The organism is Methylobacterium sp. CB376 (assembly GCF_029714205.1).
Taxonomy (GTDB): Bacteria; Pseudomonadota; Alphaproteobacteria; order Rhizobiales; family Beijerinckiaceae; genus Methylobacterium.
Genome location: NZ_CP121648.1, coordinates 6763455 through 6790000 on the forward strand (window position 1 = coordinate 6763455; position 26546 = coordinate 6790000).

Annotated in this window: 31 protein-coding genes and 1 pseudogene (1 of these 32 only partly in view); 14 read left to right on the forward strand and 18 right to left on the reverse strand. The window is 76.0% G+C overall.

What is annotated here, in order from left to right; all coding sequences use genetic code 11:
* The first annotated feature begins 13 nt into the window (after positions 1–13).
* Positions 14–529 carry a hypothetical protein gene (locus tag QA634_RS31130; protein ID WP_012335815.1) on the forward strand — a complete coding sequence of 172 codons (516 nt, stop codon included), beginning with the start codon at positions 14–16 and terminating at the stop codon, positions 527–529.
* A 423-nt stretch (positions 530–952) separates the two neighbouring features.
* Here the strand turns inward: QA634_RS31130 and QA634_RS31135 are convergent, their stop codons facing one another.
* On the reverse strand, positions 953–1654 hold the full coding sequence (locus QA634_RS31135) for an SDR family oxidoreductase (RefSeq protein WP_012335816.1): 702 nt from the start codon (positions 1652–1654) through the stop codon (positions 953–955).
* 123 nt (positions 1655–1777) lie between these two features.
* Between QA634_RS31135 and QA634_RS31140 the strand changes: the two genes are divergently transcribed.
* Together QA634_RS31140 and QA634_RS31145 are read left to right on the forward strand one after the other, a co-directional pair.
* A complete protein-coding gene (locus tag QA634_RS31140; RefSeq protein WP_012335817.1) occupies positions 1778–2119 on the forward strand; it encodes a hypothetical protein in 342 nt (113 codons plus the stop codon).
* Between the two features lie 36 nt (positions 2120–2155).
* Complete coding sequence (locus QA634_RS31145; RefSeq protein ID WP_012335818.1) at positions 2156–3040, forward strand: dihydrodipicolinate synthase family protein; 885 nt, start codon at positions 2156–2158, stop codon at positions 3038–3040.
* Positions 3041–3114: 74 nt separating this feature from the next.
* Here QA634_RS31145 and QA634_RS31150 read toward each other — a convergent pair whose 3' ends face one another.
* From QA634_RS31150 to QA634_RS31160, 3 genes are all read right to left on the reverse strand, one after another.
* Positions 3115–3612 carry a peptide deformylase gene (locus QA634_RS31150; RefSeq protein ID WP_012335819.1) on the reverse strand — a complete coding sequence of 166 codons (498 nt, stop codon included), beginning with the start codon at positions 3610–3612 and terminating at the stop codon, positions 3115–3117.
* 8 nt (positions 3613–3620) lie between these two features.
* Positions 3621–3791, reverse strand: coding sequence for a hypothetical protein (locus QA634_RS31155; protein ID WP_012335820.1), 171 nt, complete (start codon positions 3789–3791; stop codon positions 3621–3623).
* Positions 3792–4311: 520 nt separating this feature from the next.
* Positions 4312–4830: a hypothetical protein gene (locus QA634_RS31160; protein ID WP_012335821.1), complete on the reverse strand. Its 519-nt coding sequence runs from the start codon at positions 4828–4830 to the stop codon at positions 4312–4314.
* 243 nt (positions 4831–5073) lie between these two features.
* Between QA634_RS31160 and QA634_RS31165 the strand changes: the two genes are divergently transcribed.
* Positions 5074–5754 carry a cell wall hydrolase gene (locus QA634_RS31165; RefSeq protein ID WP_012335822.1) on the forward strand — a complete coding sequence of 227 codons (681 nt, stop codon included), beginning with the start codon at positions 5074–5076 and terminating at the stop codon, positions 5752–5754.
* An 82-nt stretch (positions 5755–5836) separates the two neighbouring features.
* On the opposite strand, the gene pyk is transcribed toward QA634_RS31165, so the two are convergent.
* Positions 5837–7264, reverse strand: a complete 1428-nt coding sequence (gene pyk / locus QA634_RS31170; RefSeq protein ID WP_012335823.1) for a pyruvate kinase — start codon at positions 7262–7264, stop codon at positions 5837–5839.
* A gap of 748 nt (positions 7265–8012) precedes the next feature.
* On the opposite strand from pyk, the gene QA634_RS31175 reads away from it, so the two are divergent.
* Complete coding sequence (locus QA634_RS31175) at positions 8013–8318, forward strand: hypothetical protein (RefSeq protein ID WP_265576466.1); 306 nt, start codon at positions 8013–8015, stop codon at positions 8316–8318.
* 66 nt (positions 8319–8384) lie between these two features.
* Here the strand turns inward: QA634_RS31175 and QA634_RS31180 are convergent, their stop codons facing one another.
* From QA634_RS31180 to QA634_RS31190, 3 genes are all read right to left on the reverse strand, one after another.
* A complete protein-coding gene (locus QA634_RS31180) occupies positions 8385–8999 on the reverse strand; it encodes a LysE family translocator (RefSeq protein ID WP_012335825.1) in 615 nt (204 codons plus the stop codon).
* 320 nt (positions 9000–9319) lie between these two features.
* Positions 9320–9520 carry a hypothetical protein gene (locus QA634_RS31185; RefSeq protein WP_012335826.1) on the reverse strand — a complete coding sequence of 67 codons (201 nt, stop codon included), beginning with the start codon at positions 9518–9520 and terminating at the stop codon, positions 9320–9322.
* Between the two features lie 173 nt (positions 9521–9693).
* Positions 9694–9897: a hypothetical protein gene (locus tag QA634_RS31190; RefSeq protein WP_012335827.1), complete on the reverse strand. Its 204-nt coding sequence runs from the start codon at positions 9895–9897 to the stop codon at positions 9694–9696.
* A gap of 100 nt (positions 9898–9997) precedes the next feature.
* On the opposite strand from QA634_RS31190, the pseudogene QA634_RS31195 reads away from it, so the two are divergent.
* A pseudogene (locus QA634_RS31195) lies at positions 9998–10234 on the forward strand (DUF6502 family protein); the annotation flags it as partial.
* An 11-nt stretch (positions 10235–10245) separates the two neighbouring features.
* On the forward strand, positions 10246–11490 hold the full coding sequence (locus QA634_RS31200) for a DUF5666 domain-containing protein (protein WP_012335828.1): 1245 nt from the start codon (positions 10246–10248) through the stop codon (positions 11488–11490).
* Here QA634_RS31200 and mtnA read toward each other — a convergent pair.
* From mtnA to serB, 6 genes are all read right to left on the reverse strand, one after another.
* The gene (mtnA, locus tag QA634_RS31205; protein ID WP_012335829.1) at positions 11463–12560 is read right to left on the reverse strand and encodes an S-methyl-5-thioribose-1-phosphate isomerase; all 1098 of its coding nucleotides are present in this window, start codon (positions 12558–12560) and stop codon (positions 11463–11465) included. The genes QA634_RS31200 and mtnA overlap by 28 nt on opposite strands.
* A 75-nt stretch (positions 12561–12635) precedes the next feature.
* Positions 12636–12848: a hypothetical protein gene (locus QA634_RS31210; RefSeq protein WP_012335830.1), complete on the reverse strand. Its 213-nt coding sequence runs from the start codon at positions 12846–12848 to the stop codon at positions 12636–12638.
* 206 nt (positions 12849–13054) lie between these two features.
* The gene (locus QA634_RS31215) at positions 13055–13567 is read right to left on the reverse strand and encodes a tyrosine phosphatase family protein (protein ID WP_012335831.1); all 513 of its coding nucleotides are present in this window, start codon (positions 13565–13567) and stop codon (positions 13055–13057) included.
* Between the two features lie 4 nt (positions 13568–13571).
* On the reverse strand, positions 13572–14219 hold the full coding sequence (locus tag QA634_RS31220) for an HD family hydrolase (RefSeq protein ID WP_018263562.1): 648 nt from the start codon (positions 14217–14219) through the stop codon (positions 13572–13574).
* Between the two features lie 26 nt (positions 14220–14245).
* Entirely contained in the window at positions 14246–14875 is a 630-nt protein-coding gene (locus QA634_RS31225) for a DNA-3-methyladenine glycosylase I (RefSeq protein ID WP_012335833.1), read from the reverse strand.
* Positions 14876–14903: 28 nt separating this feature from the next.
* Complete coding sequence (gene serB, locus QA634_RS31230; RefSeq protein WP_012335834.1) at positions 14904–15800, reverse strand: phosphoserine phosphatase SerB; 897 nt, start codon at positions 15798–15800, stop codon at positions 14904–14906.
* Between the two features lie 28 nt (positions 15801–15828).
* On the opposite strand from serB, the gene miaA reads away from it, so the two are divergent.
* Positions 15829–16749, forward strand: coding sequence for a tRNA (adenosine(37)-N6)-dimethylallyltransferase MiaA (gene miaA, locus QA634_RS31235; protein WP_012335835.1), 921 nt, complete (start codon positions 15829–15831; stop codon positions 16747–16749).
* A gap of 125 nt (positions 16750–16874) precedes the next feature.
* On the opposite strand, the gene QA634_RS31240 is transcribed toward miaA, so the two are convergent.
* Both QA634_RS31240 and QA634_RS31245 read right to left on the reverse strand, forming a co-directional pair.
* The gene (locus QA634_RS31240) at positions 16875–17741 is read right to left on the reverse strand and encodes an NAD(P)-dependent oxidoreductase (RefSeq protein WP_012335836.1); all 867 of its coding nucleotides are present in this window, start codon (positions 17739–17741) and stop codon (positions 16875–16877) included.
* A gap of 64 nt (positions 17742–17805) precedes the next feature.
* Positions 17806–18594 carry a transporter substrate-binding domain-containing protein gene (locus tag QA634_RS31245; protein WP_012335837.1) on the reverse strand — a complete coding sequence of 263 codons (789 nt, stop codon included), beginning with the start codon at positions 18592–18594 and terminating at the stop codon, positions 17806–17808.
* A gap of 157 nt (positions 18595–18751) precedes the next feature.
* Here QA634_RS31245 and QA634_RS31250 point away from each other — a divergent pair, with 157 nt between their 5' ends.
* Positions 18752–20473: a methyl-accepting chemotaxis protein gene (locus QA634_RS31250; RefSeq protein WP_012335838.1), complete on the forward strand. Its 1722-nt coding sequence runs from the start codon at positions 18752–18754 to the stop codon at positions 20471–20473.
* Between the two features lie 46 nt (positions 20474–20519).
* Here QA634_RS31250 and QA634_RS31255 read toward each other — a convergent pair whose 3' ends face one another.
* Positions 20520–21386, reverse strand: a complete 867-nt coding sequence (locus QA634_RS31255; protein ID WP_012335839.1) for a LysR family transcriptional regulator — start codon at positions 21384–21386, stop codon at positions 20520–20522.
* Positions 21387–21509: 123 nt separating this feature from the next.
* On the opposite strand from QA634_RS31255, the gene QA634_RS31260 reads away from it, so the two are divergent.
* Positions 21510–22478, forward strand: a complete 969-nt coding sequence (locus QA634_RS31260; RefSeq protein ID WP_012335840.1) for a quinone oxidoreductase family protein — start codon at positions 21510–21512, stop codon at positions 22476–22478.
* A gap of 4 nt (positions 22479–22482) precedes the next feature.
* Here the strand turns inward: QA634_RS31260 and moaA are convergent, their stop codons facing one another.
* On the reverse strand, positions 22483–23523 hold the full coding sequence (moaA, locus tag QA634_RS31265; protein WP_012335841.1) for a GTP 3',8-cyclase MoaA: 1041 nt from the start codon (positions 23521–23523) through the stop codon (positions 22483–22485).
* Positions 23524–23674: 151 nt separating this feature from the next.
* On the opposite strand from moaA, the gene QA634_RS31270 reads away from it, so the two are divergent.
* The 4 genes from QA634_RS31270 to QA634_RS31285 form a co-directional block, all read left to right on the forward strand.
* Positions 23675–24049 (forward strand): gamma-butyrobetaine hydroxylase-like domain-containing protein, encoded by a 375-nt coding sequence (locus QA634_RS31270; RefSeq protein WP_012335842.1) that lies wholly within the window; start codon positions 23675–23677, stop codon positions 24047–24049.
* Between the two features lie 162 nt (positions 24050–24211).
* The gene (locus tag QA634_RS31275; protein WP_012335843.1) at positions 24212–24484 is read left to right on the forward strand and encodes a hypothetical protein; all 273 of its coding nucleotides are present in this window, start codon (positions 24212–24214) and stop codon (positions 24482–24484) included.
* Between the two features lie 206 nt (positions 24485–24690).
* Positions 24691–24885, forward strand: coding sequence for a hypothetical protein (locus QA634_RS31280; RefSeq protein ID WP_012335844.1), 195 nt, complete (start codon positions 24691–24693; stop codon positions 24883–24885).
* Positions 24886–25373: 488 nt separating this feature from the next.
* Positions 25374–26546 carry the 5' portion of a bifunctional diguanylate cyclase/phosphodiesterase gene (locus QA634_RS31285; RefSeq protein WP_265576467.1) on the forward strand. It continues 1041 nt past the right edge of the window, so 1173 of the gene's 2214 nt are visible here — the first part of the coding sequence; it begins with the start codon at positions 25374–25376; its stop codon lies off the right edge, out of view.

Here is a 26546-nt window from a genome sequence, read left to right on the forward strand (position 1 = left end):
TGGGAGAGTCGCGATGGCCGAGAGCGAGCCCCGCGTCGAGGCCGCCACCCCGTCGCCCTGCTGCGCGCCGGCGGTGCTGTCGGATTTCGCGTCCTTCTTCGAGGAGCAGCGCCGCAAGCGCCACGCCGCCGAGGAGCCGGCCGCGGCGCCCGCCCCCGCCGCGCCGCTCTCGCCCGAGGACCTGCGGCGCGTCGCCCTGCTGAAGGGCATCGCCGCCGAGGTGCTCGAAGCCGCCGCCGCCCAGCTCGCCCCCTGCGGCGTCCTCGTCGAGCGCGGGCCCTCCCTGCGCGGCCGCCCGGATTTCGAGCAGGCCTACACGCAGTTCATGCTCATCAACCGCGGCAGCGGCCGCGCCTCGCCGGTCTACGTGATGAGCATCACGGATGCCGGCTACTTCCTCGCCAGCGCCTGCGACCCGGCCCTCGACCACGACCGCGACGACCGCCAGGTCACCCACGCGGCCGCGAGCGAGCTCACCTGCGAAATCGTCGCCCGGGTGGTGAAGGACGCGATCCTGCACGTGGTGTGATGCACGGCCCAGGATGCCGACGGACCGGGCCGTCGCGCCTCTCGAAGGGGCGACCCCGGGCCGGAGGCGTGGCGAGAAATGCGAGGGCGGAACCGGCGGTCATGAGCCGTCAGCGCCGGTGTGAGCCGGCTCACTGGCCGCTTGACCCGCGCCCCCGAACGGGCGCAGCATGACCGGGTCGAAGTCGACGAGAGGAGGTCAGCGATGTGCGCTCACGGCCATCACCCTCAGGCGACCCGCACGGCCGAAAGCGGCGAGGACACGCCGCCGGACCAGATCCGACAGGGATAGTGGCTCCAGGGCGGTCAGATCCGGCGCGGGCCGAGACGGCATCCTAACCGCGCCGACCCCAAGATACCGGCAACCCTGGGGCGTGGCCCCTGCCCACAAGGCCCGTCGGTCGCCCCGGCGGGCCTCTTCGCGTCACACGGCGCGGGTCAGCCCGCCGTCGACCCGGATGTTCTGCCCGGTGATGTAGCCGCCCCGCGCGGTGGCGAGGAGCGCGACGACCTCGGCCACCTCCGCCACGGTGCCGTAGCGGCCGAGCGGGATGCTGGCGCGCCGCTCCGGCCTCTCCGGCAGGCTGTCGATGAAGCCCGGCAGGACGTTGTTCATGCGGATGTTCTCCGGGGCGTAGCGGTCCGCGAACAGCTTGGCGAAGGCGGCGAGCCCGGCCCGGAAGACGCCCGAGGTCGGGAAGGCCGGATCGGGCTCGAAGGCCGCGAAGGTCGAGATGTTGACGATCGCGCCGCCGCCCTGGCGCTGCATGATCGGCGTGACGAGGCGGGTCGGGCGCACCACGTTGAGGAAATACACCTCCATGCCGCGGTGCCACTCCTCGTCGGAGAGGTCGAGGATCGGGGCGCGCGGCCCGTGCCCGGCGCTGTTGACCAGGACGTCGATCCGCCCGAACCGCGCCATCGCGAGGTCGACGAGGCGCGCGAGGTCGTCGTTGGACTGGTTGGAGCCGGTCACGCCGACCCCGCCGAGTTCCGCCGCCAGCGCCTCGCCGCGGCCGGACGAGGACAGGATCGCGAGGCGGAACCCCTCCTCGGCGAGCCGCCGCGCGGCCCCCGCCCCCATCCCGCTGCCTCCGGCGGTCACCACGGCGACTCTCTCGGTCATCGACTCGCTCCCGTTCGGGCCGGCGCCCGGGCGCGGCCCCGCCCCACCCTGGAGCGGGGGCGGCGCTGGGTCAAAGCCGGCCGGCGCTCCCGCGGCGCCGCGCCCTGCCGTAGAATGGGCGCCATGACGCGCCGTCTCGCCCTCCCGCTCGCCGCCCTCCCGCTCGCCACCCTGGCGATCTCCGTCGCGCAGCCGACCGCCGCCCAGGGCGCGCTGGTGACGAACCCTTTCGCCTCGAACCTGCCCTCGGTGCCGGTGCCGCCGCCCGCGGCACCCGCCGCCTTGCGCTTCCCCGCCGCCGTGGCGCCGGCCTACGCGGACCGCTCGCCCGGCATCGCCCGGCGCCTGACCTGCCTCGACCAGTACCGCGCCAACCGGGCGGCCGGGCGGGGCAATGGCGGCCTGCGCTGGACCGCCCGGGGCGGGGGCTACTATTCCGCCTGCAACCGGCAGCTCGGCGGCTGATCCCGATCCCGTCCCTCCCGCCCCGGACCCGAGCCGATGCGCGACCTCCACGGCGTCTTCCCCTACCTCGTCTCGCCCCTCGACGCGGAGGGCCGGGTGATGCGCCCGGTGCTGGCCGACCTCGTCGAGCACCTGATCGCGGCCGGCGTGCACGGCCTCACGCCCCTCGGCTCGACCGGCGAGTTCGCCTACCTCACCCCCGCGCAGAAGCTCGCCGTGGTCGAGACCGTGGTCGAGGCGGCGGCGGGGCGGGTGCCGGTGATCGCGGGCGTGGCCGCGACCGCGACGGCCGAGGCGGTCTCCCTCGCCCGCGCCGTGATGGAGCGCGGGGCGGACGGCGTCATGGCGACCCTGGAGGCCTATTTCCCGGTGCCCGACGACGGCATCGAGACCTATTTCACCGCCATCGCGGCGGCGGTGGACGGGCCGGTCGTGCTCTACACCAACCCGCATTTCCAGCGCGCCGACCTGTCGCTGCCGCTGATCCGGCGGCTCTCCCGGGTCGGCAACATCCGCTACATCAAGGACGCCTCGACCAATACCGGGCGGCTCCTGTCCATCCTGAGCGAGACCGAGGGGCGGATGCGGGTCTTCGCCGCCTCCTCGCACATCCCGGCCTGCGTGATGCTGATCGGGGGCGTCGGCTGGATGGCGGGGCCGGCCTGCCTGGTGCCGCGCCAGAGCGTCGCCCTCTACGAGCGGGCGCGGGCGGGCGACTGGGCCGGCGCCATGGCGCTCCAGCGCGACCTCTGGGCGGTGAACCAGGCCTTCGCGCGCTACAACCTCGCGGCCTGCGTCAAGGCCGGGCTCGCCCTGCAGGGCTTCGCGGTCGGCGACCCGGTCCCGCCCCAGGCGGCCCTGGACGAGGCGGCGCGCGCCGACCTCGCCCGCATCCTCGGGGCCGCGGGCGCCCTCGCCTGATCGCACTCGCCTGATCGCCTTGGCCTGATCGCCTTGGCCTACCGCCCGGGCCGCCGGCCGGGGCCGACGGGTGGTCAGGAGCGCCCCGCGCGGGCGAAGCGCTTGAGCAGCCGCTCGCGCCTCAGGCGCGACAGGCGCTCGGTCCAGAACACGCCGTCGAGCTGGTCGATCTCGTGCTGCAGGCAGGCGGCGAGGAAGCCCTCGGCCTCGACCTCGCGGGCGGTGCCGTCGAGGTCCTGGTAGCGCACCCGCACCCGGGCCGGGCGCTCGACCTCCTCGTCGACGCCCGGCATCGCCACGCTGCCCTCGCGGTGGCGCGCCGTCTCGGGGGAGGCGTGGACGACCTGCGGGTTGACGCAGGTCATGAGCGGGGCTCCCGGCCCGAGCCGGATCACGGTGAGCCGGATCGAAGCCCCGACATGCGGCCCGGTGAGGCCGATCGCGCGATGCGCGTCGAGCGTCTCGGCGAGGTCCGCCGCGAAGGCGGCGACGCGCGGGTCGGGGAGGGCGGCCGGCGGCACCGCCCGCCGCAGGCAGGCATCCGGGTAGCGCAGCAGGGGCAGGATCGCCACGGGGCGGCTCAGCGGGTGTGCAGCTCGGCCGGCCACAGGCCGGACCGCTCGACCCCGACGATGAGCAGCACCACCGCCGCCGTCACCGCCAGGATGACGAGGAGCTGCCGCCCGGGCACCCCGCGGCTGATGAGGAAGAGGACGAGGAGCAGCGAGACGATGGAGACGGCGACGGTCATGGCGGCTCTCCAGGGCGGGCGGGGCGCCCGTTGCCAGGGCGGGGCGCCCGTAGACGGGGCGCAGCCCACCTCTAGAGGCTGCTATGGCCCGCACAACACCTGTCTGCGGGCCATCACAGCCTCTCGAGCAGCACCCGATCACGTTGCAATCGGGTGCTGCTCTCGATCTTTGATCTTGCCGCATTTTCTGCGACGAACCGGCATCCACTTCGTCGGAAAATGCTCTAGGGGATCGGCGATGCGCGGGCAGCCCCCTTCGCCGGTCCGGCCTGACCGATGCCGCTGCGGCGCCGTCCCGGGCCGGTCGTCATTCCCCAGCCGTGCATCCCGGCGAGCGGCCTCCAGGAGCCGAGTTCCGCCCTGATCCCGACGGCCCGGGATGCCGGCGCATCGGACCGTCGACCCTCTCGGATCGTCGACGCACGCCGATGGCGTGACGACGATGCGAGACCGGAACCGACGGTCGTGAGACAGGACCGTTGGTCTGGCGCGGCAGGCCTGCGGGCCGGCGCCCGCCGCCTCACGGGGCGCGGCCGCGGCGCAGGGCCGGGAGCGCCTGCCGCAGCTCCTGCGAGGCGCGCCGCAGGGCCGGCAGGGCCTGCTGCAGGGCCGGCAGGGTCCGCTGCAGGCGCTCGCGCAGGGAGGGGCGGGCGCTGCGCGCGAGGTCGCGCGCGCAGCCGCGCGCGGCGTCCGGGCTGAACGCGAAGGCGATCTCGGTCCCCTCCGCGACCGTGAGGGAGAGGGCGGGGTGCTCCGGCGCGAGCCGGCCCGCCGTCCAGCGCAGCACCGGGAAGAAGCAATTCTCTACCGCGGTGCCGGGCGGGACCGGGTGGTCGCGGTCGGCGGAGACCGAGGCGGTGGCGATGAGCGTGAGGCCGAGATCGGCGGCCTCGGCGGCGCTCAGCCGGACCGGGTAGGTGCGCGGGCCGAACGAGACCGCGAGCGTGACGCCGTCCGGCCCCGCCGTGGTCACCGCGAAGGCGATGCCGGTCGCCGCCGGACCCTGCGCCTTCGGGAGCGTCGCCTCGTCCTCGACCATGCGGGTCCCTCCGCCCGGCGGAGCTCCTCGGCGGCCGCCCTGCCGGTCCGTACCTCTGCGGCGAGGCTTGCCGCAGCGCAAGAGACGCCGCCTCCGGCCCCGCGCCGAATCATAGACGGGCCTGTCAAGGCAAAAGAGTGGCATCTTGGCCGGATCGTTGCCAATCCTCTGCCACATTTGCCGTCGAGCTTGTGCCAAAGCGTGACTGCAAGCTTCGGGGGGTGCATGCCGCGAGCGCGATCGATGTCTCTGGCCGCCGGTCTGGTGGTTCTCGCCTGCGCGCCTCATCTGGGCGGCTGCGGCGTCCTGGCTCCCGGCTTCGACCGGGTGGCGACCACCGGCTCGCTGCCGAACGGGAAGCGCGTCGCCGCGGTGACCGCCGCCGATCGCGAGTGCCTCGCCCGCGCGATGTATTTCGAGTCCAACCGGTCGAGCGACGAGGGGCTGCTCGCGGTCGGCACGGTGGTGATGAACCGCCTGCAGGCAGCCTCCTACCCGGAATCGATCTGCGGCGTCGTCGGCCAGCCGCGCCAGTTCGCGGCCGGCGTGCTGCGCAAGCCGATGCGCGACCAGGACCGCGAGAAGGTCGAGCAGGTCGCGGACGCGGTCCTCGCCGGCCAGCGCCACGACGGCGTCGGCGGCGCGATGTTCTTCCACACCGCGGGGCTGCGCTTCCCCTACCGGAACATGCACTACGTGGCCCTGGCGGGCGGCAACGCCTTCTACGAGAAGCGCCCGCGCGGCGAGCGGGAGGGCATGCCCTCCGCCGCCCCGTCCCCCTCCGTGCAGGTGGCGATGGCCCGCCTGCCGGCCCGCCCGACCCGCGTCGCCCGCGCGACCGGTCAGACGCCGCTCGCCGAACTGGGCCCGGCCCGCAACGTCTGCCGCGTCGCCGCCGCCGAGGCGCGGATCGACCGGGGCTGAGCCGGCGCGGCGGGCGCCCCGCCCGCTCGGGCCGCCGACCGCCCCCCTTGCGCACGGCGTCCTGCGGCCCGCAGGCCGGCCCTCACCCTCCGGCGCGGCCGAGTTCCACCACCCGCAGGTTGTTGGTGGTGCCCGGCGTGCCGAACGGGATGCCGGCCACCACCACGATCAGGTCGGGGCTCTGGGCGAAACCCTCCTGGCCCGCCATCTCGGCCGCCCGCGCCACCATCTGCTCGTAGGAGGAGACGTCGTCCGACAGGACGCTGTGCGCCCCCCAGTACAGGCTGAGGCGGCGCGACACGCCGGCATCGGGCGTCACCGCCAGGATCGGCACGTGCGGCCGCTTGCGGGCGATGCGCGCCGCCGTCGTGCCGCTCGACGTGAAGGCGACGATCGCCTTGGCGTCGATCGCGTCGGCGAGCCCCGCGGCCGCCGCCGCCACCGCGTGGGGCGGGCTGTCCTCCACCTCCGGCTCGCTCGCCGCCACGAGGGAGCGGTAGAGCCGGTGCTGCTCGGTGCGGCGGATGATCCGGTCCATCATCGCCACCGCCTCGACCGGGTACTGGCCGACCGCCGACTCGGCCGAGAGCATCACCGCGTCGGCGCCGTCATAGACCGCGGTCGCCACGTCCGACGCCTCCGCCCGGGTCGGGCTCGGGGCCGAGACCATCGAGTCGAGCATCTGGGTCGCCACGATCACCGGCTTCACCGCGTGGCGGCAGGCGCGCACCAGCTCCTTCTGGCGGCCCGGCACGTCCTCGGGCGGCAGCTCCACCCCGAGATCGCCGCGCGCCACCATTACGGCGTCCGAGAGCCGCACGATGTCCTCGATGTGCTCCAGCGCCGAGGGCTTCTCGATCTTGGTCATCAGCCCGGCCCGGCCGCCGATCAGCCCGCGCGCCTCGATCACGTCGGAGGGCGTCTGCACGAAGGAGAGGGCGACCCAGTCCACGCCGAGGTCGAGCCCGAAGGCGAGGTCGGCCCGGTCCTTCGCGGTCAGGGGCGAGAGCGCCAGCACGGTGCCCGGCAGGTTCACGCCCTTGCGGTCGGAGACGACGCCCCCCGTCACCACCTCGGCGTCGAGGCGCTCGTCCGTCACGCCCGTCACCCGCACGCGCACCCGCCCGTCGTCGATGAGCAGGTCCTGGCCGGGCGTCACCGCGGCGAAGATCTCGGGATGCGGCAGCGGGATCGCGTCCGCGCCGCCGGCCTCTCCCTCGCGCACGAAGCGCACGGCCTCGCCCGCCTCCAGGGCCAGGCGCCCGCCCGCGACGGTGCCGAGCCGGATCTTCGGCCCCTGCAGGTCCTGCAGGACGCCGATCGGTCGCCCGGTGTCCCGCTCGAGGGCGCGGATCGCCGCGTAGACCCGGGCGTGGTCGTCGTGGCTCCCGTGCGAGAAGTTCAGCCGGAACGTGTCGACCCCGGCGAGGAAGAGCGCCCGCAGGCGCTCCGGGGCGGCGCTCGCCGGCCCGACGGTGGCGACGATCTTGGCGTGGCGGTGGCGTCGCATGGCGAAGCTCCTGTGCGTGGCGATCGAGGCGCCGGCGCCTCGGGGCGCGGCGCGGGTCCGGCCGCGGGACGCGAGGGGGCAGGCGCGGCCGGGTCGAGGTCCGAATCACCGCCCGGCCGAACCGGGACGGTGGGTCGTTTCGGCCCGGCCGTCTCGCCAATTGGTACGAGATGACGCCGCCGGCCGCGACCGCTCACGCGCCTGTGATGGCGCGCTCGCGCCTCCCGCTCCCGCACCGCGCCGGGGAGCGGCGCGCCCCGCCGTCGCGCGCGGCGCCGGACCTCTCCGCGCGGGGGCGTGACCGGGCGGCAGGCGCCGCGCCGCGCCGCCGGCGGGAGGGCGCCGCTGCGCCGCAAGGCCTTGCGGCGTCTGACGGAGTTCGGGCCGGGAGCCGGCCCTCGCGGCGCCGGGGGCGCCGCGAGGGCCCGGATGCGGCCTGCCCGCCGGCGCCGACCCCCTGACAGGTATGCCGCCCCGGACGGGGTGGGCGTGGCGAGCCGGAAGCGACGCATGGGCGGACCTCCTCGTGCCGCCGACAGTGAGGGCAACGGCTGGCTTCGTCACCCCCGGCGCTCGATCCGGGGCGCTTGACGCTGCGGGTGCTGCGGCGCACCATTCCCATTATGCAGGCCGGTTCTGACGGCCCCGCGACACCGGGCCAAGGGAGGAGAGACCAGGCACCATGCTGTTCCAGCCCCCCGTCTTCGAGACCATCTTCCGAATCCCTGTCGCGCACAGGTTGATGATCATGGGCTCTCGCAGCCGCGGTGGCCCGGCGGACGGCGTGTGCTGGTTCCACACGGAGGTCGATCCGGCCGGCCAGGTCGTCGCCCGCTACGAGACCTACGACGAGACGGACGCGCAGGGCCGCGACAGCTGCGGCTGGCGCAAGTTCGACCTGCGCGGCCGGCTCGTCGCCCGGCACGAGGTCGCCCTGCGCTGGTCCGAACTCGTGCGGATGAGTTCCCGCCGCGAGGCCGAGACCGCCCTGCAGGGGCCGCTGCCGCGGCCCGCGCCGGCGCGCCGCGAGGCGCAGGATCTGGTCGCCGCCTGATCGCGGCGACGGGGCGCCGCCCGATCGCGGCGATCCGGCCGGCGCCCGATCGCGGCGACGCTCGCCTCAGCGGGCCGTTGCCGCGGCGGGGCCAGCCCCGATCATCAGGCCGCCCGCCGCGCGGTTCGCCCGCCGGAGGGCCCTGGGCTCGCGCAGGAGCGCCCGGGCGCGCCGCGCCGACAGGATGTAGGCCCCGACCACCCCGATCTCGACCGCGACGATGATGGCGGCGAGCAGGCCGGTCTCGCGCAGGGTCAGCGACGTCCCGACCACGTTGGGCAGCAGCGCCAGAGAGAAGAGCGGCATCTTCGGGTTGCCGAGATTGAGGGCGAGCCCCGCCGCGAAGGCCGAGGCGACGCCGCGCCGGCCGGGCGCCGGCCCCGCCCCCGGGGCCGCGGCGGGCGCCGACCACAGCCGGATCCCGGCCAGGACGAGGGAGGCGGCGCCCGCGTAGCGCAGCACGGTCATCGCCGATTCCATCCGCGCCGCGAGGGCGGACAGGCCCAGGGCCGAGAGGAGCAGCACCGTCAGGATGCCGGCCACCATGCCGGCCCCGTAGGCGAGACCCGATCGTGCGCCGTGCGAGACGGTGCGGGCCACGATGGCGATGTTGTCGGGGCCGGGGCTCGCCGCGAAGGCCGTGAAGGCGACCGCGAAGGCCGCGAGCGTCGAGACATCCATGAGACCTCCGTCGGGTGAGCGGAGGCCGTGACGCAAGGGCAGTGCCGCGGCGCGCCCGCGGAGGCGGGTCGGGCCGGAGGCGCGCGCACCTCCGGCCCATCTCGCCGTTCCGAGGCTGGGGGAACTCGGAACGGCGAGAACCGGTCGTTCAGGCCGGCCCGGACCAGGCCGAATTCGGATCCCTCGCGCCCCATGCCGGAATGGGCACCCGTCGCGGCGCCGTGGATCGTCGTGGCGCGCCCGCGGTCGAGGTCGACGGAGAGGCCTTCGAGCTTGGCGCTGAACAGGTCGGTGATCGCCTCCGCGATGCCCCTCGGCCGTCAGGCGGTGCGCACGGTGCCGGGCAGGGACCCCGTGTCGGCTGACGCGAAGGAGGGCAGGCTGCCGCCTCCGGCGGCGAAGCCGCCGCGGGTCGCGACCGCGCCGGAGGTCGGATCGGTGAAGCGGCCGCTCCCCGCGCCGAAGCCGTGGCCGGCATTCGCGCCCGCGGAGAAGCCCGTCCAGGTGACGACCGGCGCCACGGCAGGGGAGGCGGGGCCGCCTTGCGGGGCAGGTCCGCCGCGAGGGACGCCGTGCCGAGGCAGGCGCCGCCGAGCGCCCCGAGGAGGATCGTTCGGATCATGGATGTCAGCCGTGGCTGGCAGAGGGGCGCGGCCCCGCCCGCTGCGGGGCCGCGGAGCGGCCGGAGGAGGCGTCAGAGCGTGCGCAGGATCAGCAGCGTCTGGAGCGCCACCAGCAGCACGGAGCCGCCGATCACGAGGAGGAGCCCGAGCAGCACGACCGTCGCGCCGCCATCCTCCGCCTTGCCGGCCGGGCGGGGCGCCGCCCAGCGGCCGCCGAGTTCCGGGGCCGGGAACCGGATCACCCTGCCGGCCGGGTCCCGCCGAGGGGGCGTCATCGCCGATCGCCTCACCGGGAGGACGCGGCCGGGCGGAGGTGACCCGCCGCGGGCGCCGCCGCGAGCGGGATCCCCAGCGCCAGGACGATTGCGAGGGCGCGCCCCGCCATGGCGCGCGAGGGCAGCGGCAGGGCACTACGACGGCCTGTCGCCGGACCTCGCCCGGCGCCTGGAGGCGCGGGCGCGCGAGATCGCCATGGAGGCGCTCCAGCAGGCCAACCGCGAGGCCCACGCCGCCTGCGAGACCGATCCGGGGGGCGCGGCGCGCTGGAATTTCGGCATCGACATGTACAGCGAGGAGGCGCCGGCCCCGCCGCCCGCGACCCCGGCCGCGTGAGGATCCCCGCCTTGGCCGACGCGCTCAGCCGCCGCGCCCTCCTGCGCCTCCTCTCCGGCGGCGCCGCGCTCGCCCTTCCGCGCCCGGCTGGGGCGGCGGGCGACGGCATCCGCGATCAGGGCATCGGCGGCACCGGCACCCGGCCGGGCGACGAGGAGGGGGACCGCGGCATCGGCGGCACCGGCGTCATCGGCACGATCCGGGCCTTCGGCAGCATCGTGGTCAACGATCTGCGCATCGCCTACGCGCCGGACGTGCCGGTCGCCATCGACGGGCGGCCCGCGACCGCGTCCGACCTCCGGCTCGACCAGGTGGTGCAGGTGGTGGCGCGCGCGGGCGAGGCGGGAGTCTCCGCGGCGCGGATCGACGTGGTCCACGAGGTGGTGGGCCCGGTGAGCGCGGTCGGGCGGGGCCGGCTCACCGTGCTCGGCCAGAGCGTGGTCACGGCCGGGGCGGCGGCGGCGCGCTCCTGGCGCCTCGGCGAGCGCGTGGCGGTGAGCGGGCTGCGGCGGCCGGACGGGCGCATCGCGGCGAGCCGCGTCGATCCGGCCGGGGACCTGCCGAGCCGCGTCGCCGGGCCGGTGCGCCGGGACCCCGGCGGCACGCCGCGGATCGGCGCCCTGCCACTGCCGGGGCTGGCGCCCGGCCTCGTCGGGGGCCGCGCCGTGGTGGAGGGCCGCTCGGCCGAGGCGCCGTTCGGGCCGGAGGTCGGGCGAGTCTCGCTCGAGGCCTACGTGGCGCGGGAGGGCGGGCGCCTGCGCCTCGGCTCGGGGCTCGCGGTCGCCGGGAGCGCGCCGGCGCTGCCGCGCGGCGGCGGGCTCGCGGTGATCGAGGCGGCGGCGGGGCCTGCGGGGCGCCTGACCGCGCGGGATTTGCGCCTGCGCCCGGGATCGTCCGAGGGCGGGGCGCGGCCGGGCGGGGCCGGTCCGACCGATCGGGGCGGCTTCGGCGGGCCGGGCCGGAGCGGCCGGCCGCGCCGGGGCCGGGCGGGTTCGGCCTCGACCGCCGGATGCCGGGGGCGCCCGCGGGAATCGGCCGCGGCGGGCTCTCGCTCGATCGGCGGCTGCCGGGAGATCCGGGCGGCTTGGGCGGGCCGGGCGGGTTCGGGGCGCCCGGCGGAGCCGGACCGGGCGGCGCGCCGGGCGGCTTCGGCGGCCGGCGCTGAGGCGGTCCCGTCACCGCTCGGCGCGGAGACGGGGAGGCTTCCGGGCCGGTTCGGCCGGGGAGATCACGCCGCCGCCCGGCGCTCCGGATAGAGCCGCAGCAGGCCCTCGGCGCTGGCCTCGGTGACGCCGCGCTCGGTGATCAGGCCGGTGACGAGGCGCGCCGGCGTGACGTCGAAGGCCGGGTTCGCCACCGGGCTCCCGGGCGACACCACCTGCACCGTCGCGAAGCCCCCGTCCGCGGTGCGGCCGGTGAGGTGGGTCACCTCGCGGGCGTCCCGCTCCTCGATCGGGATCTCGGCCACGCCGTCCCGCAGCGTCCAGTCGATCGTCGAGACCGGCAGGGCGGCGTAGAAGGGCACCCGGTTGTCGTGGGCCGCCAGAGCCTTGAGGTAGGTGCCGATCTTGTTGCAGACGTCGCCCGTCGCGGTGGTGCGGTCGGAGCCGACGATGCAGAGATCGACCTGCCCGTGCTGCATCAGGTGCCCGCCGGCATTGTCGGCGATCACCGTGTGGGGCACCCCGTGCGCGTGCAGCTCGAAGGCGGTCAGCGCCGCCCCCTGATTGCGGGGCCGCGTCTCGTCCACCAGGACGTGGACCGGCACCCCGGCATCGTGGGCCGCGTAGATCGGCGCGAGCGCCGTGCCCCAATCGACGGTGGCGAGCCAGCCCGCGTTGCAATGGGTGAGCACGGTGACCCGCCCGCCCCTGGCGCGCGCCGCCTCGGCGATCAGCCGCGAGCCGTGCTGGCCGATCGCCCGGCAATTCGCCACGTCCTCCTCGGCGATCCGCCCGGCCTCCGCGAAGGCCTGGGCCGCGCGGATGTCCGGCGGCAGGGGACGCAGGGTCGCGCCGAGGCGGTCCAGCGCCCAGCGCAGGTTGACGGCGGTGGGCCGCGTCGCCGCGAGCATCGCGCCGAACCGCGCCAGCCCCGCATCGGAGGGGTCCTCGCGCAGCCCGAGGGCGAGCCCGTAGGCGGCGGTGACGCCGATCAGCGGCGCCCCGCGCACCACCATGGTGCGGATGGCCTCCGCCGCCTCCTCGGCCCGGGCGAGGCGGCGGATCTCGAAGGCGAAGGGGAGCCGGGTCTGGTCGATCACCAGGACGGCGTCGCCGCCCGGCTCGGGAAAGATGGTGCGATAGGGGCGGCCGTCGATCTTCATGCGCCCCCCTTAGCACGGACCGTCGCGTGAGGGCAGCGATCCGCGCCCCGGCGCCGCCCCCGCGGATCCCTGCCCTCAGCGGGCCTGCGCGACGCGCTGCCCGGGCTCGCGGGCCGGAGCCACCGGCTGCGGCGTGGTGGTGAGTTCGGCCGCCGGCCGCTCGATCCGGGCCTGCCGGACCATCATCCGCGAGAGCGGCGGAAACACCGTGACGGCGCCGTCCTGCGCGCAGGCCGGCACGGTGGAGACGGCGACGAGGCAGGCGCAGGCGAGGAGGGAGAACCGCATGGCTGGCTCCAAAAGTATTGTTGCTGTTACCCCAATAGAAACACGCCTTGTCGCAATGCACAAGTGATGAGTGCGCTGCACAATAAAACAGAGTGCGAAAACGCACACCTGCAATATGGTGCAAGGAATTATGTTTCCTGACCATGACCCTGGGTCAGAGATGCCGCGCCCGGCAGCACCCGACCCGCCCGGCCCGCCGCGGGCGCTCAGTCGATCGCGAGGCTGAAGGGGGTGCCCTCGAAGGCGTCGGCCCCGCGCCCGATCGCCGCGATGGCGGCCACCATGCGGCCCTCCCGGCCGAGCAGGTCGTCCGCCACCGCGACGAGGCGGGGATTGGGCGTGGCGGACGGGGAGGCGGCGCGCAGCGCCCGGGCGATCTCGGCCTCGTCGTGCCGGGGCTTGAGGGCGCAGGCGGCGATGTAGGCCGCCGCCGTCGAGCGGCTGATGCCGGCGTAGCAGTGCAGCACCAGGGGCGCCTCGCGGCCCCAGGCCCGCACGAAGGCGATCAGGCGCTCCACGTGGGCCCGCTCGGGCAGGACATGGTCGTCCATCGGGGCGGTGATGTCGCTGACGCCGATGAAGAGGTGGTTGTCGGGAGCGATCGCGGCCGGCCGCACCACCGGCGTGCCGACATTGATGAGGGTGACGACGTGGCGCGCGCCGGATTCCGCCACGGTCTCGGCGAGGCGCGACAGCGAGCAGACGTGGAGCCGGGGCATCGGGTCAGGTCCCTGGGGGAGGCGGGTCGGCGGGGAGGGGCTTGTCGGGGAGGGGCTCGTCGGCGAGGGTCTCGGCGCGGCCGCGCCCCCGCGCCTCGGCGAGCGCCGCGAAGCGGGCGAGGAAGCGCGCCTGCGCGGCGGCGGTGGGCCAGGGGTCGAGCAGGGCCTCGACCGGCACCCGCACCGGCTCGGGCCGGCCGAAGACCTTGAGCGCCTCGGCCCGCGAGAAGCCGGCGAGCCGCGTCGCCTCGAGGAAGGCCGAGAGCCGGTCGGCGCGCTTGATCAGGCGCTGCATCGCGGGGGCGGGCTGCGGGGACAGGCCGAAGCGCAGGCGGATCGCCGCGAGCAGCCGCGCCTCGACCGCCTTGTAGGATTCGCCGATCGCCGCCTTGAAGGGCGAGATGATGTCGCCGATCACGTATTCGGGCGCGTCGTGCAGCAGGAGGTCGAGGCGCTCGGCCGCGCCCGCCTCCGGCCTGAGCCCGCCGCCCAGCGCCTCGACCAGGAGCGCGTGCTGGGCGACCGAGAAGACGTGGGGCCCGGCGGTCTGGCCGTTCCAGCGCGCCACCCGCGCGAGGCCGTGGGCGATGTCCTCGATCTCGATGTCGACCGGCGAGGGATCGAGGAGGTCGAGGCGGCGGCCCGACAGCATGCGCTGCCAGGCGCGGGGGGCCGGGCTCACCGGCGCGACCCGAGGCCGCCGGGACCCGGCAGGGCGGCGCAGGGCCCGTGCCGGCAGCAGCCGACGAGGTGGTCGTTCACCATCCCGACCGCCTGCATGAAGGCGTGCACGATGGTCGGGCCGCAGAAGCCGAACCCCTCCGCCCTGAGCGCCTTCGACATCCGGCGCGAGACGTCGGTCTCGGTGGCGATGCCGGCGCGGTCGCGGGCGGTGCCCTGGATCGGGCGCCCGTCCACGAAATCCCACAGGAAGGCGGAGAAGCCCGGGCCGCGCTCCTGGATCGCCAGGTAGGCCCGGGCGCTGCGGACGGTGCCGACGATCTTGGCGCGGTTGCGGACGATGCCGGTGTCCCGCATCAGGGCCTCGGTCTCGGCCTCGCCGAAGCGCGCGATCGCGGCGGGATCGAACCCCGCGAAGGCCCGCCGGAAGGCGTCGCGGCGGCGCAGGATGGTGATCCAGGACAGGCCGGCCTGGAACCCGTCGAGGATCAGCTTCTCGAACAGGGCCCGGTCGTCGTGTTCCGGCACGCCCCACTCGGTGTCGTGGTAGGCGACGTAGAGCGGGTCGGTGCCGGGCCACCAGCAGCGGTCCTGCCCGTCGGGATGGGTGATCAATCCGGTCGCCATGGGTCCGGTTTAGCCGCGGCGGGGCCGCTCAGTCCACGAACTCGGCCGCCGCGTAGCCCTGCAGGTACAGGAGGGCGGTGAGGTCCCCGTGCTCGACCCGCGCCCGGGCCGTCGCCGCCACGGCGGGCTTGGCCCGGTAGGCGACCCCGAGCCCGGCCTCCGCCAGCATGGCGAGGTCGTTGGCGCCGTCGCCCACCGCCAGGGTCTCGGCCGCGTCGAGGCCGAGGCGCTCGCGCAGGGCGACCAGGGTCTCGCGCTTGGCGTCGCGCCCGACGATCGGCTCCTCGACGGCGCCGGTGAGCCGGCCCTCCGCCACGATGAGGCGGTTCGCCCGGTGCTCGTGGAAGCCGATCCGCTCCGCGACCGGGCCGGTGAACAGGGTGAAGCCCCCCGAGACCAGCACCGTGTGGGCCCCGTGCGCCCGCATGGTCCGCACCAGGGTGCGCCCGCCGGGATTGAGCGTGATGCGCTCCTCGATCACCGCCGCCACCGTCTCCAGGGCGAGGCCCTTCAGCAGGGCCACCCGCTCGCGCAGGGCCGGCTCGAAGGCGACCTCGCCGCGCATCGCCCGCTCGGTGATCGCCGCGACGCGGTCCTTGAGGCCGATCGTGTCGGCGAGTTCGTCGATGCATTCCTGGCCGATCATGGTCGAGTCCATGTCGGCGAGGAACAGCCGCTTGCGCCGATGCGCGCCGGCGGGCAGGACCGCCACGTCGACCGGCTCGTCGCCGAGCGCCGCGCGCAGCCGCGCGGCGAGGGCCGGAGCGGATTCGGGCGCGCCGGGAACCAGCACCTCGGCGGCGACCTCCCCGTGCAGGATGCGCGGCTGATGCCCGGTCGCGAGCACGCGCCGGGTCTCGGCCAGCACCGCGTCCGTGATGGCGGGACGCGCCGGGTTTGCTATCAGGGTCGCCACAAGGGTCATGACGGAACTCGGAGAAGGGCGCGACGGCATGGGGACCGACGGCATGGCCGGGCGGGCGATCCTCATCGCAGGGCCGACCGCCTCGGGCAAGTCGGCGCTGGCCCTGGCGCTGGCCCGCGCGCGGGGCGGCGTGGTGATCAACGCCGACTCGATGCAGGTCTACGCGGATCTGCGCGTGCTGACCGCCCGCCCGAACCCCGCCGAGGAGGCGCAGGCGCCCCACCGCCTCTACGGCAGCGTCGACGGCGCGGTGAATTTCTCGGTCGGCCACTACCTCGCCGCGGTGGGGGAGGTGCTGCGGGAGGTCTGGGCGGCGGGAGGCCTGCCGATCGTGGTCGGCGGCACCGGGCTCTACTTCAAGGCGCTGCTGGAGGGCCTCTCCGAGATCCCGCCGGTGCCGGAGGCGGTGCGGACCGCCCTGCGGGCGGAGGCGGAGGGCCGCGAGACCGCCGCCCTCCACGCCGACCTCGCCCGGCGCGACCCGGAGGGCGCGGCGCGGCTCGGCGCCCACGACCGCCTGCGGGTGCTGCGGGCCCTGGAGGTGCTCGCCGCCACCGGGCGCCCGCTCTCGGCCTTCCAGGGCAGCCGCCGGCCGGGACCGCTCGCGGGAATGCCCTGCGACAAGCTCTTCCTGGTCCCGGATCGGGCGCTCCTGCGGGCCCGGATCGACGCGCGCTTCCTCGCCATGATGGAGGAGGGCGCCCTCGACGAGGTGGCGCGCCTGCGCGCCCGCCGCCTCGACCCGATGCTGCCGGTGATGCGGGCCCACGGGGTGCCGGGCCTGATCGCCTTCCTGGACGGGGCGCTCACCCGCGAGGAGGCGGTCGCCCGGGGGCAGGCGGACACGCGGGCCTACGCCAAGCGCCAGGTGACGTGGTTCCGCCACCAGGCCGGGGCAGGCTGGCGCTGGCTCGCGCCGGAGGCGGCGATGCGGGAGGCGGGAGGGTAGACCCGCCCGCGCCGAGGCTCCCGCGCGGGAGCCTCGGCGCCGGGTCGTCCGTTGCCGCGGTGCCGCGGGTCGCCGCGGGACCGGTCCCGCCGGGCCGGCGCGGGGAGGCCGGCCCGGCTACCGCCTCAGCGCTCCAGGCGGGCGATCAGGCTCGACGTGTCCCAGCGCCCGCCGCCGAGGCGCTGCACCTCGGCGTAGAACTGGTCGACCAGGGCCGTTACCGGCAGCAGGGCGCCGTTGCGGTGGGCCTCGGCGAGCACGATCGCGAGGTCCTTGCGCATCCAGTCGACCGCGAAGCCGAAATCGAACTTGTTCTGGTTCATGGTCCTGCCGCGGTTCTCCATCTGCCAGGAGCCGGCCGCCCCCTTGGAGATCACGTCGAGCACGGCCTCGATGTCGAGGCCGGCGCGCTTGCCGAAGTGGATCCCCTCGGCGAGCCCCTGGACCAGCCCGGCGATGCAGATCTGGTTGACCATCTTGGTGAGCTGGCCGGCGCCGGCCGGGCCCATCAACCGGCAGGAGCGGGCATAGGCCAGGATCGCGGGCTCGACCCGCGCGTAGGTCCCGGGCTCCCCGCCGCACATCACCGTGAGCACGCCGTTCTCGGCCCCGGCCTGGCCGCCGGAGACCGGGGCGTCGACGAAGCCGAAGCCGGAGGCGGAGGCCGCCGCGGCGAGGTCGCGGGCCACGTCCGCCGAGGCGGTGGTGTGGTCGACGAAGACCGCGCCCGGCGCCATCGCCCCGAAGGCGCCCTCCGGCCCCGTCGTCACCGCCCGCAGGTCGTCGTCGTTGCCCACGCAGGCGAACACGATCTCCCGGCCGGCGGCCGCCTCGGCCGGGGTCGCGGCCGATTGGCCGCCATGGGCCGCCACCCAGGCCTGCGCCTTGGCGGCCGTGCGATTGTAGACGGTGACCTCGTGGCCCTTGGCGGCGAGGTGGCGGGCCATCGGGGCCCCCATCACGCCGAGACCCAGGAACGCGACCTTCGCCATGGATGAATCCTCCCTTGCTGGAATGCCGGCCGGGGCCGCGCGGCGCTGCCCGGCGAGTCCCGGCTCACTTGGTGTCGAACGGCAGGTACTTGGCCCGGATGCGGTCGTAGGTGCCGTCCCGGACGAGGGCGGCGAGCGCCTCGTCGAGGGCCTCCCGCAGGGCGTCGTCGCCCTTGCGCAGGCCGATCCCGACGCCCTCGCCGAGGAGCGGATCGCCCGGCGGCACGTCGCCGACCAGCCGGCAGCAGGCCGCGCCGTCGTGGAGCGCCAGGATCTCCGAGAGCTCGCGCTTGTCGCCGAGCACGAGATCGAGCCGGCCGAGGCGCAGGTCGTAGCCGGCATCCTTCACGGAATCGAAGACGCGCAGATCCGCGCCCGGCGCCCGCGCCTCCAGGTAGGCGAGTTCGCGCGAGCGCGCGGCGACGCCGATCGCCCGGCCCTTCAGGGAGGCCGGGTCGAGGGGGGGCGCCGGGGCGTCGCGGCGGGCCATGAAGGCGGAGGGGATGCGGTAGTAGGGGCGCGAGAAGGCGATGCGGCCCCGGCGCTTCTCGGTGATCGCGAGGGACGCCATGATGGCGTCGTACTCGCCCGCTTCGAGGCCCCGGATGATCCCGTCCCACTGGTGGGTGACGATCCGGCAGGTGAGGCGCGCCTGCCCGCACAGGGCCTCGGCGAGATCGACCTCGAACCCGGCCGGCCGGCCGTCCTCGACGTAGTTGAAGGGCGGGTTGCCGCCCTCGGTGGCGATCCGCACCGGCTCCGGCAGGCCGGCGGCCCGCGCCGGCAGCGCGGCCGGCACCGGCAGGGCGGCGAGGCTGAGGAGGACGAGGAGGCGCGAGGAGAGGCGGCTCATCCGGGCAGGGGCTCGGCGGGACGCGGCCCGTCTGGCGGGACGCGCCGTTCTGGCGTGACGCGGACCCTTGCCACGGCCGGGGCGGCGCGCGCAACCGCGGCGGACGGGCGGCCCCAGGGTTAATCCGCCTTTAAGCGGCGACCCGCCTGATGGCGCCATGCGCCCGACCCGCACCCGCACGCCGCAGGATCCCCTCGAGGCCGTCGAGCTGCTCCCGCCCGAGGCGCCGCGGCCCCGCCCCGCCCCGGGCGGATGGGCCGCGCCCACGCGCCGGGCGGGGCTCGACCTCGTCGATGCCGTCGAGGCGGAGGTCGCCCGCGCGGCCCGCGACCTCACCGGCGCGACGACCTCCTTCGCCGCCGCGGCGTCCGCCGCGCAGGAGGGCTACGCGGCCGCGGCCGGGCGCCTCGCCGCCGGCATCCCGCGGGACCTCGCCGAGGACGGCCGCGGCATCGCGGCGGCGGCCGACATCCTGGCCGGGGAGGCGGCCGGCCTCGGCGCCGTGCTCGAACAGGCGGGCCGCCACCTCGACCAGGCCGGGGAGAGCCACGCCGAGGCCCGCCGCGCGGCGGGCCTGCTCGCGGACGCCGCCGAGGCCATCGCCCGCGCCGTCGACCGGGTGGCGGTCGTCGCCCGCGAGGCCAACCTCCTCGCCCACCAGGCCACGATCGAGGCGGCGCGCCTCGGCGAGGCCGGCGAGGGCTGCGCCCGGATGGCCCGCGACGCGGCGCGGCTCGCGGCCGAGGGCCTGCGGGCCGGGGAGGCGATCCGGCAGCTCGGCCGCCGCTGCGAGGACGGGGCCGCGGCCGCGACCGCCGCGGCCGGGATGGCGGCGGCCTCGGTGGCCGGCCTCGGCCCGGTGCTCGCCACCCTGCGGGCGGCGAGCGGCGCCCAGGCCGACCAAGCCGAGGCCATCGCCGGGACGGCCCGGGGGATCGCCGAGGAGGCCGACCGGCTCGGCGGCGACCTGGCCGAGGCGCTGGTCGCGGCGTCGGGCGCGGTGCTGCGCGCGGCGGCGGCCGAGGCGGCGGCGCGGGGCCTCGCCGGCTCCGGGCCCCGCCTCGTCGCGGCCCTGCGCCATGCCGAGATCGGCGACCGGCGCCTGCACGACCGCTACCCGCTCGATCTCCCGGCCCGGCTGGGGCGGCGGGGCCTCGGGCGCGTGGTCGATCTCGGCGCCGGCGGGCTCCTGCTCACGCCCCCCGCCGGGGTCGCGGCCGCGCCCGGCAGCCTCCTCGACCTCGACCTGCGCGGGATCGGCCGGGTCGCCGTGCGGGTGGTCGGGACCAGCCCCCGGGGCCTCCACTGCGCCTTCGCGCGGGAGGCCGATGCCGCGCGCTGCGCGCCGGCCCTGGCGCGGATCGAGGCGGCCCATCGCCCCCTGGTGGCGGCGGCCCAGGACCTCGCCGCCGAGGTCGGGCAGGCCCTGGAGGGCGCTCTCGGCCTCGGCCGGCTCCCCCGCGACGCCCTGTTCGACCCGGCCTACGCCCCGGTTCCCGGCAGCGCGCCGCCGCGCTTCCTCACCGCGGCCGGCCCCGTCCTGGAGGAGATCCTGCCGCCGCTCCTGGAGCCGCCCCTGCTCGCGGATGCGCGCCTCGCCCATTGCTTCGCGGTCGACCGCAACGGCTACGCCCCGGTGCACAACCGCCGCTTCGCGCAGGAGCCCCGTCCCGGCGACCCGGACTGGACGGCCCGCCACGCGCGCCACCAGCGCTTCCACGACGATCCCGCCGGGCTCGCGGCGGCCCGCTCGATGCGCCCCTTCCTGGTCCAGCTCCGCCCGGAGGAGGGGCGGGCGGCGCCCCTGCGCGAGGTCTCGGCGCCGGTGCGCGTGCACGGGCGGCACTGGGGCGGGGTGCGGATGGCCTATCGGCTGTGATCCGGGATCCGCGTGGCGAAGCCATCACCCGGATGTCGGATGAGCCTCACCCCTCGGGCGCTGGCGGCGGGCCCGCGAAGGCGTCGCGCAGGCAGGCGGTGACGGCGCGGACCGCCGGCGCCGCGCGCAGGTCGGCGTGGACCACGAGCCAGATCTCGCGGCGCAGCGGCGGATCCTGCGGGCGGAGCGGCGCCAGGAGCGGGTCGGCGGCGGCCAGGAAATCCGGCAGCATCGCGATCCCGGCGCCGGCGCGCGCCGCGGCGGCCTGGATCTCGACGCTCTCGGCCCGGACCGCGAAGGGCCGCCCGGCTGCCACCGCCTCCAGGGCGACCTGCTGGGGCGAGCCCTGCATCGCGCCGTCCGCCCCGACGAAGCGCCACGCCGCCTCCGGCCGGCCGCGGAGGGAATCCGGGTTGGCGTAGAGCCGGAAGGTCATCTCGCCGAGCCTGCTGACGGCGACCTCGCCGGTCTCCGGGCGGCTCAGCCGCACCGCCACCTCGGCCTCCCGCCGCGCCAGGGAGGCGTGCCGCGTCTCGGCGCGCAGGCGGATCGTCAGGCCGGGATGCCGCGCCTGCAGGGCCGCCAACGGGGCCATCAGGCGCGCGGCCGCGAGGGCGGGCGGCGCGCTCAGCGTCACCTCGCCGACGAGGCTCGACCGCGTGCCCGCCGCGGCGCGCCCGATCGCCTGGGCCTCCCGCTCCATGCGGGCGGCGAGGATGGCGATCCGCGCGCCCTCCGGCGTCAGGACCAGCCGGCGCCCGCGCCGGTCGACGAGCCTGAGGCCGAGCTGCGCCTCCAGGGCGGCGACCCGGCGCGCCACCGTCGCGTGCTCGACGCCCAGGCGCCGCGCCGCGGCCGAGAGGCTGCCCTCCTCCGCGAGCGCCGCGAAGTGCCGCAGGCCGTCCCAATCCACCTGAAGAATCCTCCTCGCGCCGGATGCCCCCTGTGAAGTTTCGCACAAAGGAGGGCCGAGAATAGGGAATTTCCGCCCGGCCCGCCACGCCGGACACTCGCCCGTCACCCGATGGAGGATGCCATGGACGTGAAGGTGCAGATGGCCGCGTGCGGGGAGGTCGAGCGGCTGGAGGTCGTCCCCTGCGGCGCCGAGGAGCCCGGCCCGGGCGAGATCCGGCTCCGGCACCGGGCGATCGGCGTGAACTTCATGGACATCTATCACCGCACGGGCCTCTACGAACTGCCGCTCCCGGCGGTGCCCGGAGTCGAGGGGGCGGGCGTCGTCGAGGCGGTCGGGCCCGGCGTCGCGGGCCTCGCCCCGGGGGAGCGGGTGGCCTATGCGGGAGTGCCCGGCGCCTATGCGGCGACGCGCCTGCTCCCGGCCTGGCGGGCGATTCCCCTGCCGGAGGCGATCTCCGACGAGGCCGCCGCGGCCTCGCTGCTGCGCGGCCTGACCGCCCACATGCTGCTGACGCTCACCTGTCCGGTGACGGCCGGGAGCGTGCTGCTGGTCCATGCCGCGGCGGGCGGGCTCGGGGCGCTGGTCACGCGCTGGGCCTCGCGCCTCGGCGCGGTGGTGATCGGCACGGTCGGGTCCGAGGAGAAGGCGCAGGCGGCCCGCGCGAGCGGGGCCGCCGCCGTGATCGTCGGCCGCGACGCCGACCTTCCCGCGCGGGTCGCCGACCTCACGCGGGGGCGCGGCGTCGACTTCGCCATCGACGGGATCGGGGGCGGGATGCTGGCGCGCACGCTCGCCTGCCTGCGGCCCTTCGGCACCGTGGCGAGCGTCGGGCAGGCGGCGGGGCCGATCCCGCCGCTCGCCGTGGAGGAGGTCGGGCCGCGCCGCTCCCTGTCCCTCGCCCGGCCGAGCGTGATGGCCTACGCGGCGGACCGCGCGCGCTACCCGGAGGCGGCCCGCGCCGTGCTCGCCGCGATGCGGGAGGGGATCGCCGGCGAGATCGGCGGCACCTACCCGCTCGCCGAGGCCGGGCGGGCGCAGCGCGACCTCGAATCCGGGCGCAGCCGCGGCAGCCTGCTCCTGCTTCCCTGACGGCTCAGCCGCCGGTGGTGCTCATGTGCCGCGGCACGGCCGGGCGCGCCGCGCGCGCGATGACGAAGTCGTGGCCCTTGGGCTTGCGGGTGATCGCCTCGGTGATCGCTTCGGCCACCAGCGCGTCGTCCGGCGAGGCGCGCAGGGGCGCGCGCAGATCCGCCGCGTCCTCCTGGCCGAGGCACATGTAGAGCCTGCCCGTGCAGGTGAGGCGCACCCGGTTGCAGCTCTCGCAGAAATTATGGGTCAGCGGCGTGATGAAGCCGAGCCGCCCGCCGGTCTCCTCCACCCGCACGTAGCGGGCCGGGCCGCCGGTGCGGTCGGGCAGCGGCGTCAGGCGGAAACGGGCGTCGAGGCGCTCGCGCACCACCGAGAGGGGCAGGAACTGGTCGGCCCGGTCGGGCTCGATCTCGCCGAGCGGCATGACCTCGATGAGGGTCAGGTCCATGCCCTCGCCGTGGGCCCATTCGAGCATCGGGACGATCTCGTCCTCGTTCACGCCCCGCAGCGCCACGGCGTTGATCTTGACCCGGATCCCGGCGGCCCGCGCCGCCGCGATGCCGCCGAGGACGACCGGGAGGTCGCCCCGGCGGGTGATGGCGCGGAAGCGGGCCGGATCGAGGGTGTCGAGGGAGACGTTGATCCGCCGCACCCCGAGATCGGCGAGTTCGGCCGCGTACTGGGCGAGCCGGGTGCCGTTCGTGGTCAGCGTGAGCTCGTCGAGGGCGCCCGAGGCGAGGTGCCGCGACAGGCCGCGGAAGAGCCGCATGATGTCCCGCCGCACCAGGGGCTCGCCGCCGGTGATGCGCAGCTTGCGCACCCCGCGCGCGACGAAGACCGCGCAGACCCGGTCGAGCTCCTCCAGGGTGAGCAGGTCGCGCCGGGGGAGGAAGGTCATGTCCTCCGCCATGCAGTAGACGCAGCGCAGGTCGCAGCGATCGGTCACCGAGACGCGCAGGTAGGTGATCGCCCGCTGGAAGGGGTCGATCAGGGGCGCCGGCCGCGTGGGCGCCGGGCGCGTCGTCTCGTCGGCGGGACCCCACATGGCGGGCTGGACGCTCCTCTCTGGCGGCCTGCCGGGACCGGGGTGCGGCCCCGTGGACCGCCCGATCTCTGGCGGCCGGGCCGCCCCCTGCATATGAGGGCAGATGCGGCGGCGAGCAAGCGGCCGGCGGGAGAGCCCCGGGAGAAGCCCCATGAGCGATGCAGACTGGCCGACCGAGATCCGCCTGGCGCGGGACAAGCGCGTTCTGCACGTGACCTTCGCGGACGGCGCCGCCTACGCCCTGCCGGCCGAGTACCTGCGGGTGGAGAGTCCCTCGGCCGAGGTCCAGGGCCATGCCCCCTCCGAGCGCCAGTGGATCGGCGGCAAGCGCGAGGTCCAGATCCTGTCGGTGACCCCGGTCGGCAATTACGCGGTCAAGCTCGGCTTCGACGACCTGCACGATACCGGGATCTTCTCCTGGACCTACCTGCGCGAGCTCGGCGCGACCCGGGAGGAGCGGTTCGCCCGCTACTGCGACGAACTCGCCCGGCGCGGCCTGAGCCGGGACCCGCCGCGCCGGTCCTGACGCTCCCCGGGGGCGCCGGGGAGGCGGAACGGCGGGAAAACCCCTCGCATTGGCGGCAATTTAGGCCGGATGGAGCGCCGGGGGTGGCTCTTTGTTCAGCATCTGTTAATCTTCCTCCGATCCGATGGCCCGCGTCCCAGGGGCCCTCGACAGGAGTCGCCGATGTTCAGCATTGGACCCTTCCACCGGTCGGCCGGCCAGCCCGCGGGGATCTACACCTCGCTGCTGCCGCTCGAGCCGGAGCCTCTGGAGACCGAAGCGGCCGGCGTTCCGGCCGTGCCGGCTCCCGTGTTCCGCCGGCACGCCCTCGTGACCGTGCTCCTCGTCGTGATGACGCTCGCGGTCCAGTCGGCCGTGGGCTGGTGGACGCTGCCGAGCGCCCCGCGCGACCTGTCCCCGTCGGCCCTTGCCCCAACGGAACGCGCACCCTCCTGAGGACGCATTGCGTCACCGAGAGTGCGTCGCGTCCCCGAGACCGCTTCGCGTCCCCGAGAGCGCTTCGCGTCCCCTGGCATTCTGCCGCATTGCCGGCCCGAATCAGCTTGGAAAAAGGCGCGCCCCTTGCGCAGGGGCCACATTTCGTTAACGTCGCGTTCATCGCGGAACGTTCGCGAAATCCAGCGCACAAGGGGAGGCCTCGCATGGCTTCAGACGCTGTTACCACCCAGGACGCGATCCGGGTGAAACCGACCCAGGACGGGACATACACGGTGTATCGCGGCACCAGCGTGCTGGTGAGTGGCCTGACCCGCGCCCAGGCGGAGCTCTACGAGGCGTCGATCATCCAGCAGGCCCGCCTGGCCCGGGAGGCGCCGGCCGTCCGCTCCGTCCACTGAACTCCGCCGGGCGGCCCGCTCCCGCGCGGCCCTGCCCGCGAGCGCCGCGGCCGCCGATGGCGGCGGCGCGCGGCGACGAGAGAGCGCCGACCCGCCTGCCAGACCCGCCGCGACGCGCGAGACCGGCGGGCCGCCGGCAGATCCCCAGACCATCCTCAGTCAGCAGCGGTCCGATCCCGTGCCGGCGCGCCGGCGGGGCCGTCCGCCGCGCCCGCACGGGCATCCGGCAGGATCGTCCGTCGGGTTCCCGCGCGTCGACTTCCCCGGTTCGGGCCCGCGATCCATCGCGCGGGCGATGCGGCCGGTCACGATCGCCGCGCCGCTCTGGACGGGCGAGTGTTCAAGAGCAGCGCGCCCGCCGCGTCAGTGCGGATCAGGTGCTCGCCGGCGCCGGGCGCCCGAGCGTAACAAAAGCATATGTTAACGTCTGCGGCTGGACACTGGGTTGCATACCGCGCCCGGGGTGCGGATCGGTGGACGTGGGGAAGATGGTCGATTCGTTTGCCCGCGCGGACGGCGCCTCGCCCGGCGAGGACATGCCCGCGGAGGAGAGGCGCCTGCGGGAACTCGCGGCCTACCGGATCGCCGACAGCGCGCCCGAACCGGAGATCGACCGCATCGCCTCCCTGGCCGCCGCCCTGTTCGGGACGCCCTGGGCCGCCGTGACGCTGATCGGCGAGGACACGCAGTGGCTCAAGGCGCGCCACGGCCTCGACCTGCCGCGGACGCCCCGATCGGTCTCCTTCTGCACGCACACGATCGAGAGCGACGAGGTCATGGTGGTCCCGGATGCCAGCCGGGACCCGCGCTTCCGCGACAATCCGCTGGTGCGGGGCGACCTCGCCCTGCGCTTCTACGCGGGCGCGCCCCTGGTCACGCCGAGCGGGGCGCGCATCGGGGCGATCTGCGTCCTCGACCATGCCCCGCGCCCCGCCCTCGACGCGGCCGGGCGGGGGCGCCTCGCCGACCTCGCGCGCCTGATGATGACCCAGCTCGACCTGCGGCGCCAGGGCCGGCGCGACGCGGAGATCACGCGCTTCGCGGCCGCCACGGAACTCGCGCTCCTCTCCGTCGATCCGGACGGCCGCATCGGCTTCGCCAACCAGGCGAGCGAGCGCCTCTTCGGCTACGGGCCGGGCGACCTCGTCGGGCTGCCGGTCGAGGTCATCGTGCCGCAGCGCGCCCGGGCCCGCCACCGCGAAGGCATGGCCCGCGTCCTCGGGGAGGGCGGGACGCGCCTCGCCGGCCGGACCGTGCAATTCACCGGCCTGCGCCGGGACGGCAGCGAGGTGGCGGTCGAACTCACGCTCTCGGTCTGGACCGGCGCCGAGGGGATGTGCATGGGGGCGGTGATCCGGGACGTCGCGGAGGGCGACGGGCGGCTCCTCAACCTCGCCGACCGCGACCCCGTCACCGGCCTGCCGAACCGGCGCCACCTCACCGAGATCCTGGCCGCCCGCCTGGTCGCCGGGCCGGTCGCCGCGCTGCTGCTGCACCTCGAGGGGCTCAAGGAAGCCTCGGAGGAGCTCGGGCACGGGCTCGGGGACGCCCTGGCCCAGGCCGCGACGATCCGGCTCCTCGCGGCCCTCGACGGCGACGCCACCGCGGCGCGCTGGGACGGGGACCGCATGGCCGTCCTGGTGCCCGATCCGGAGCCCGCC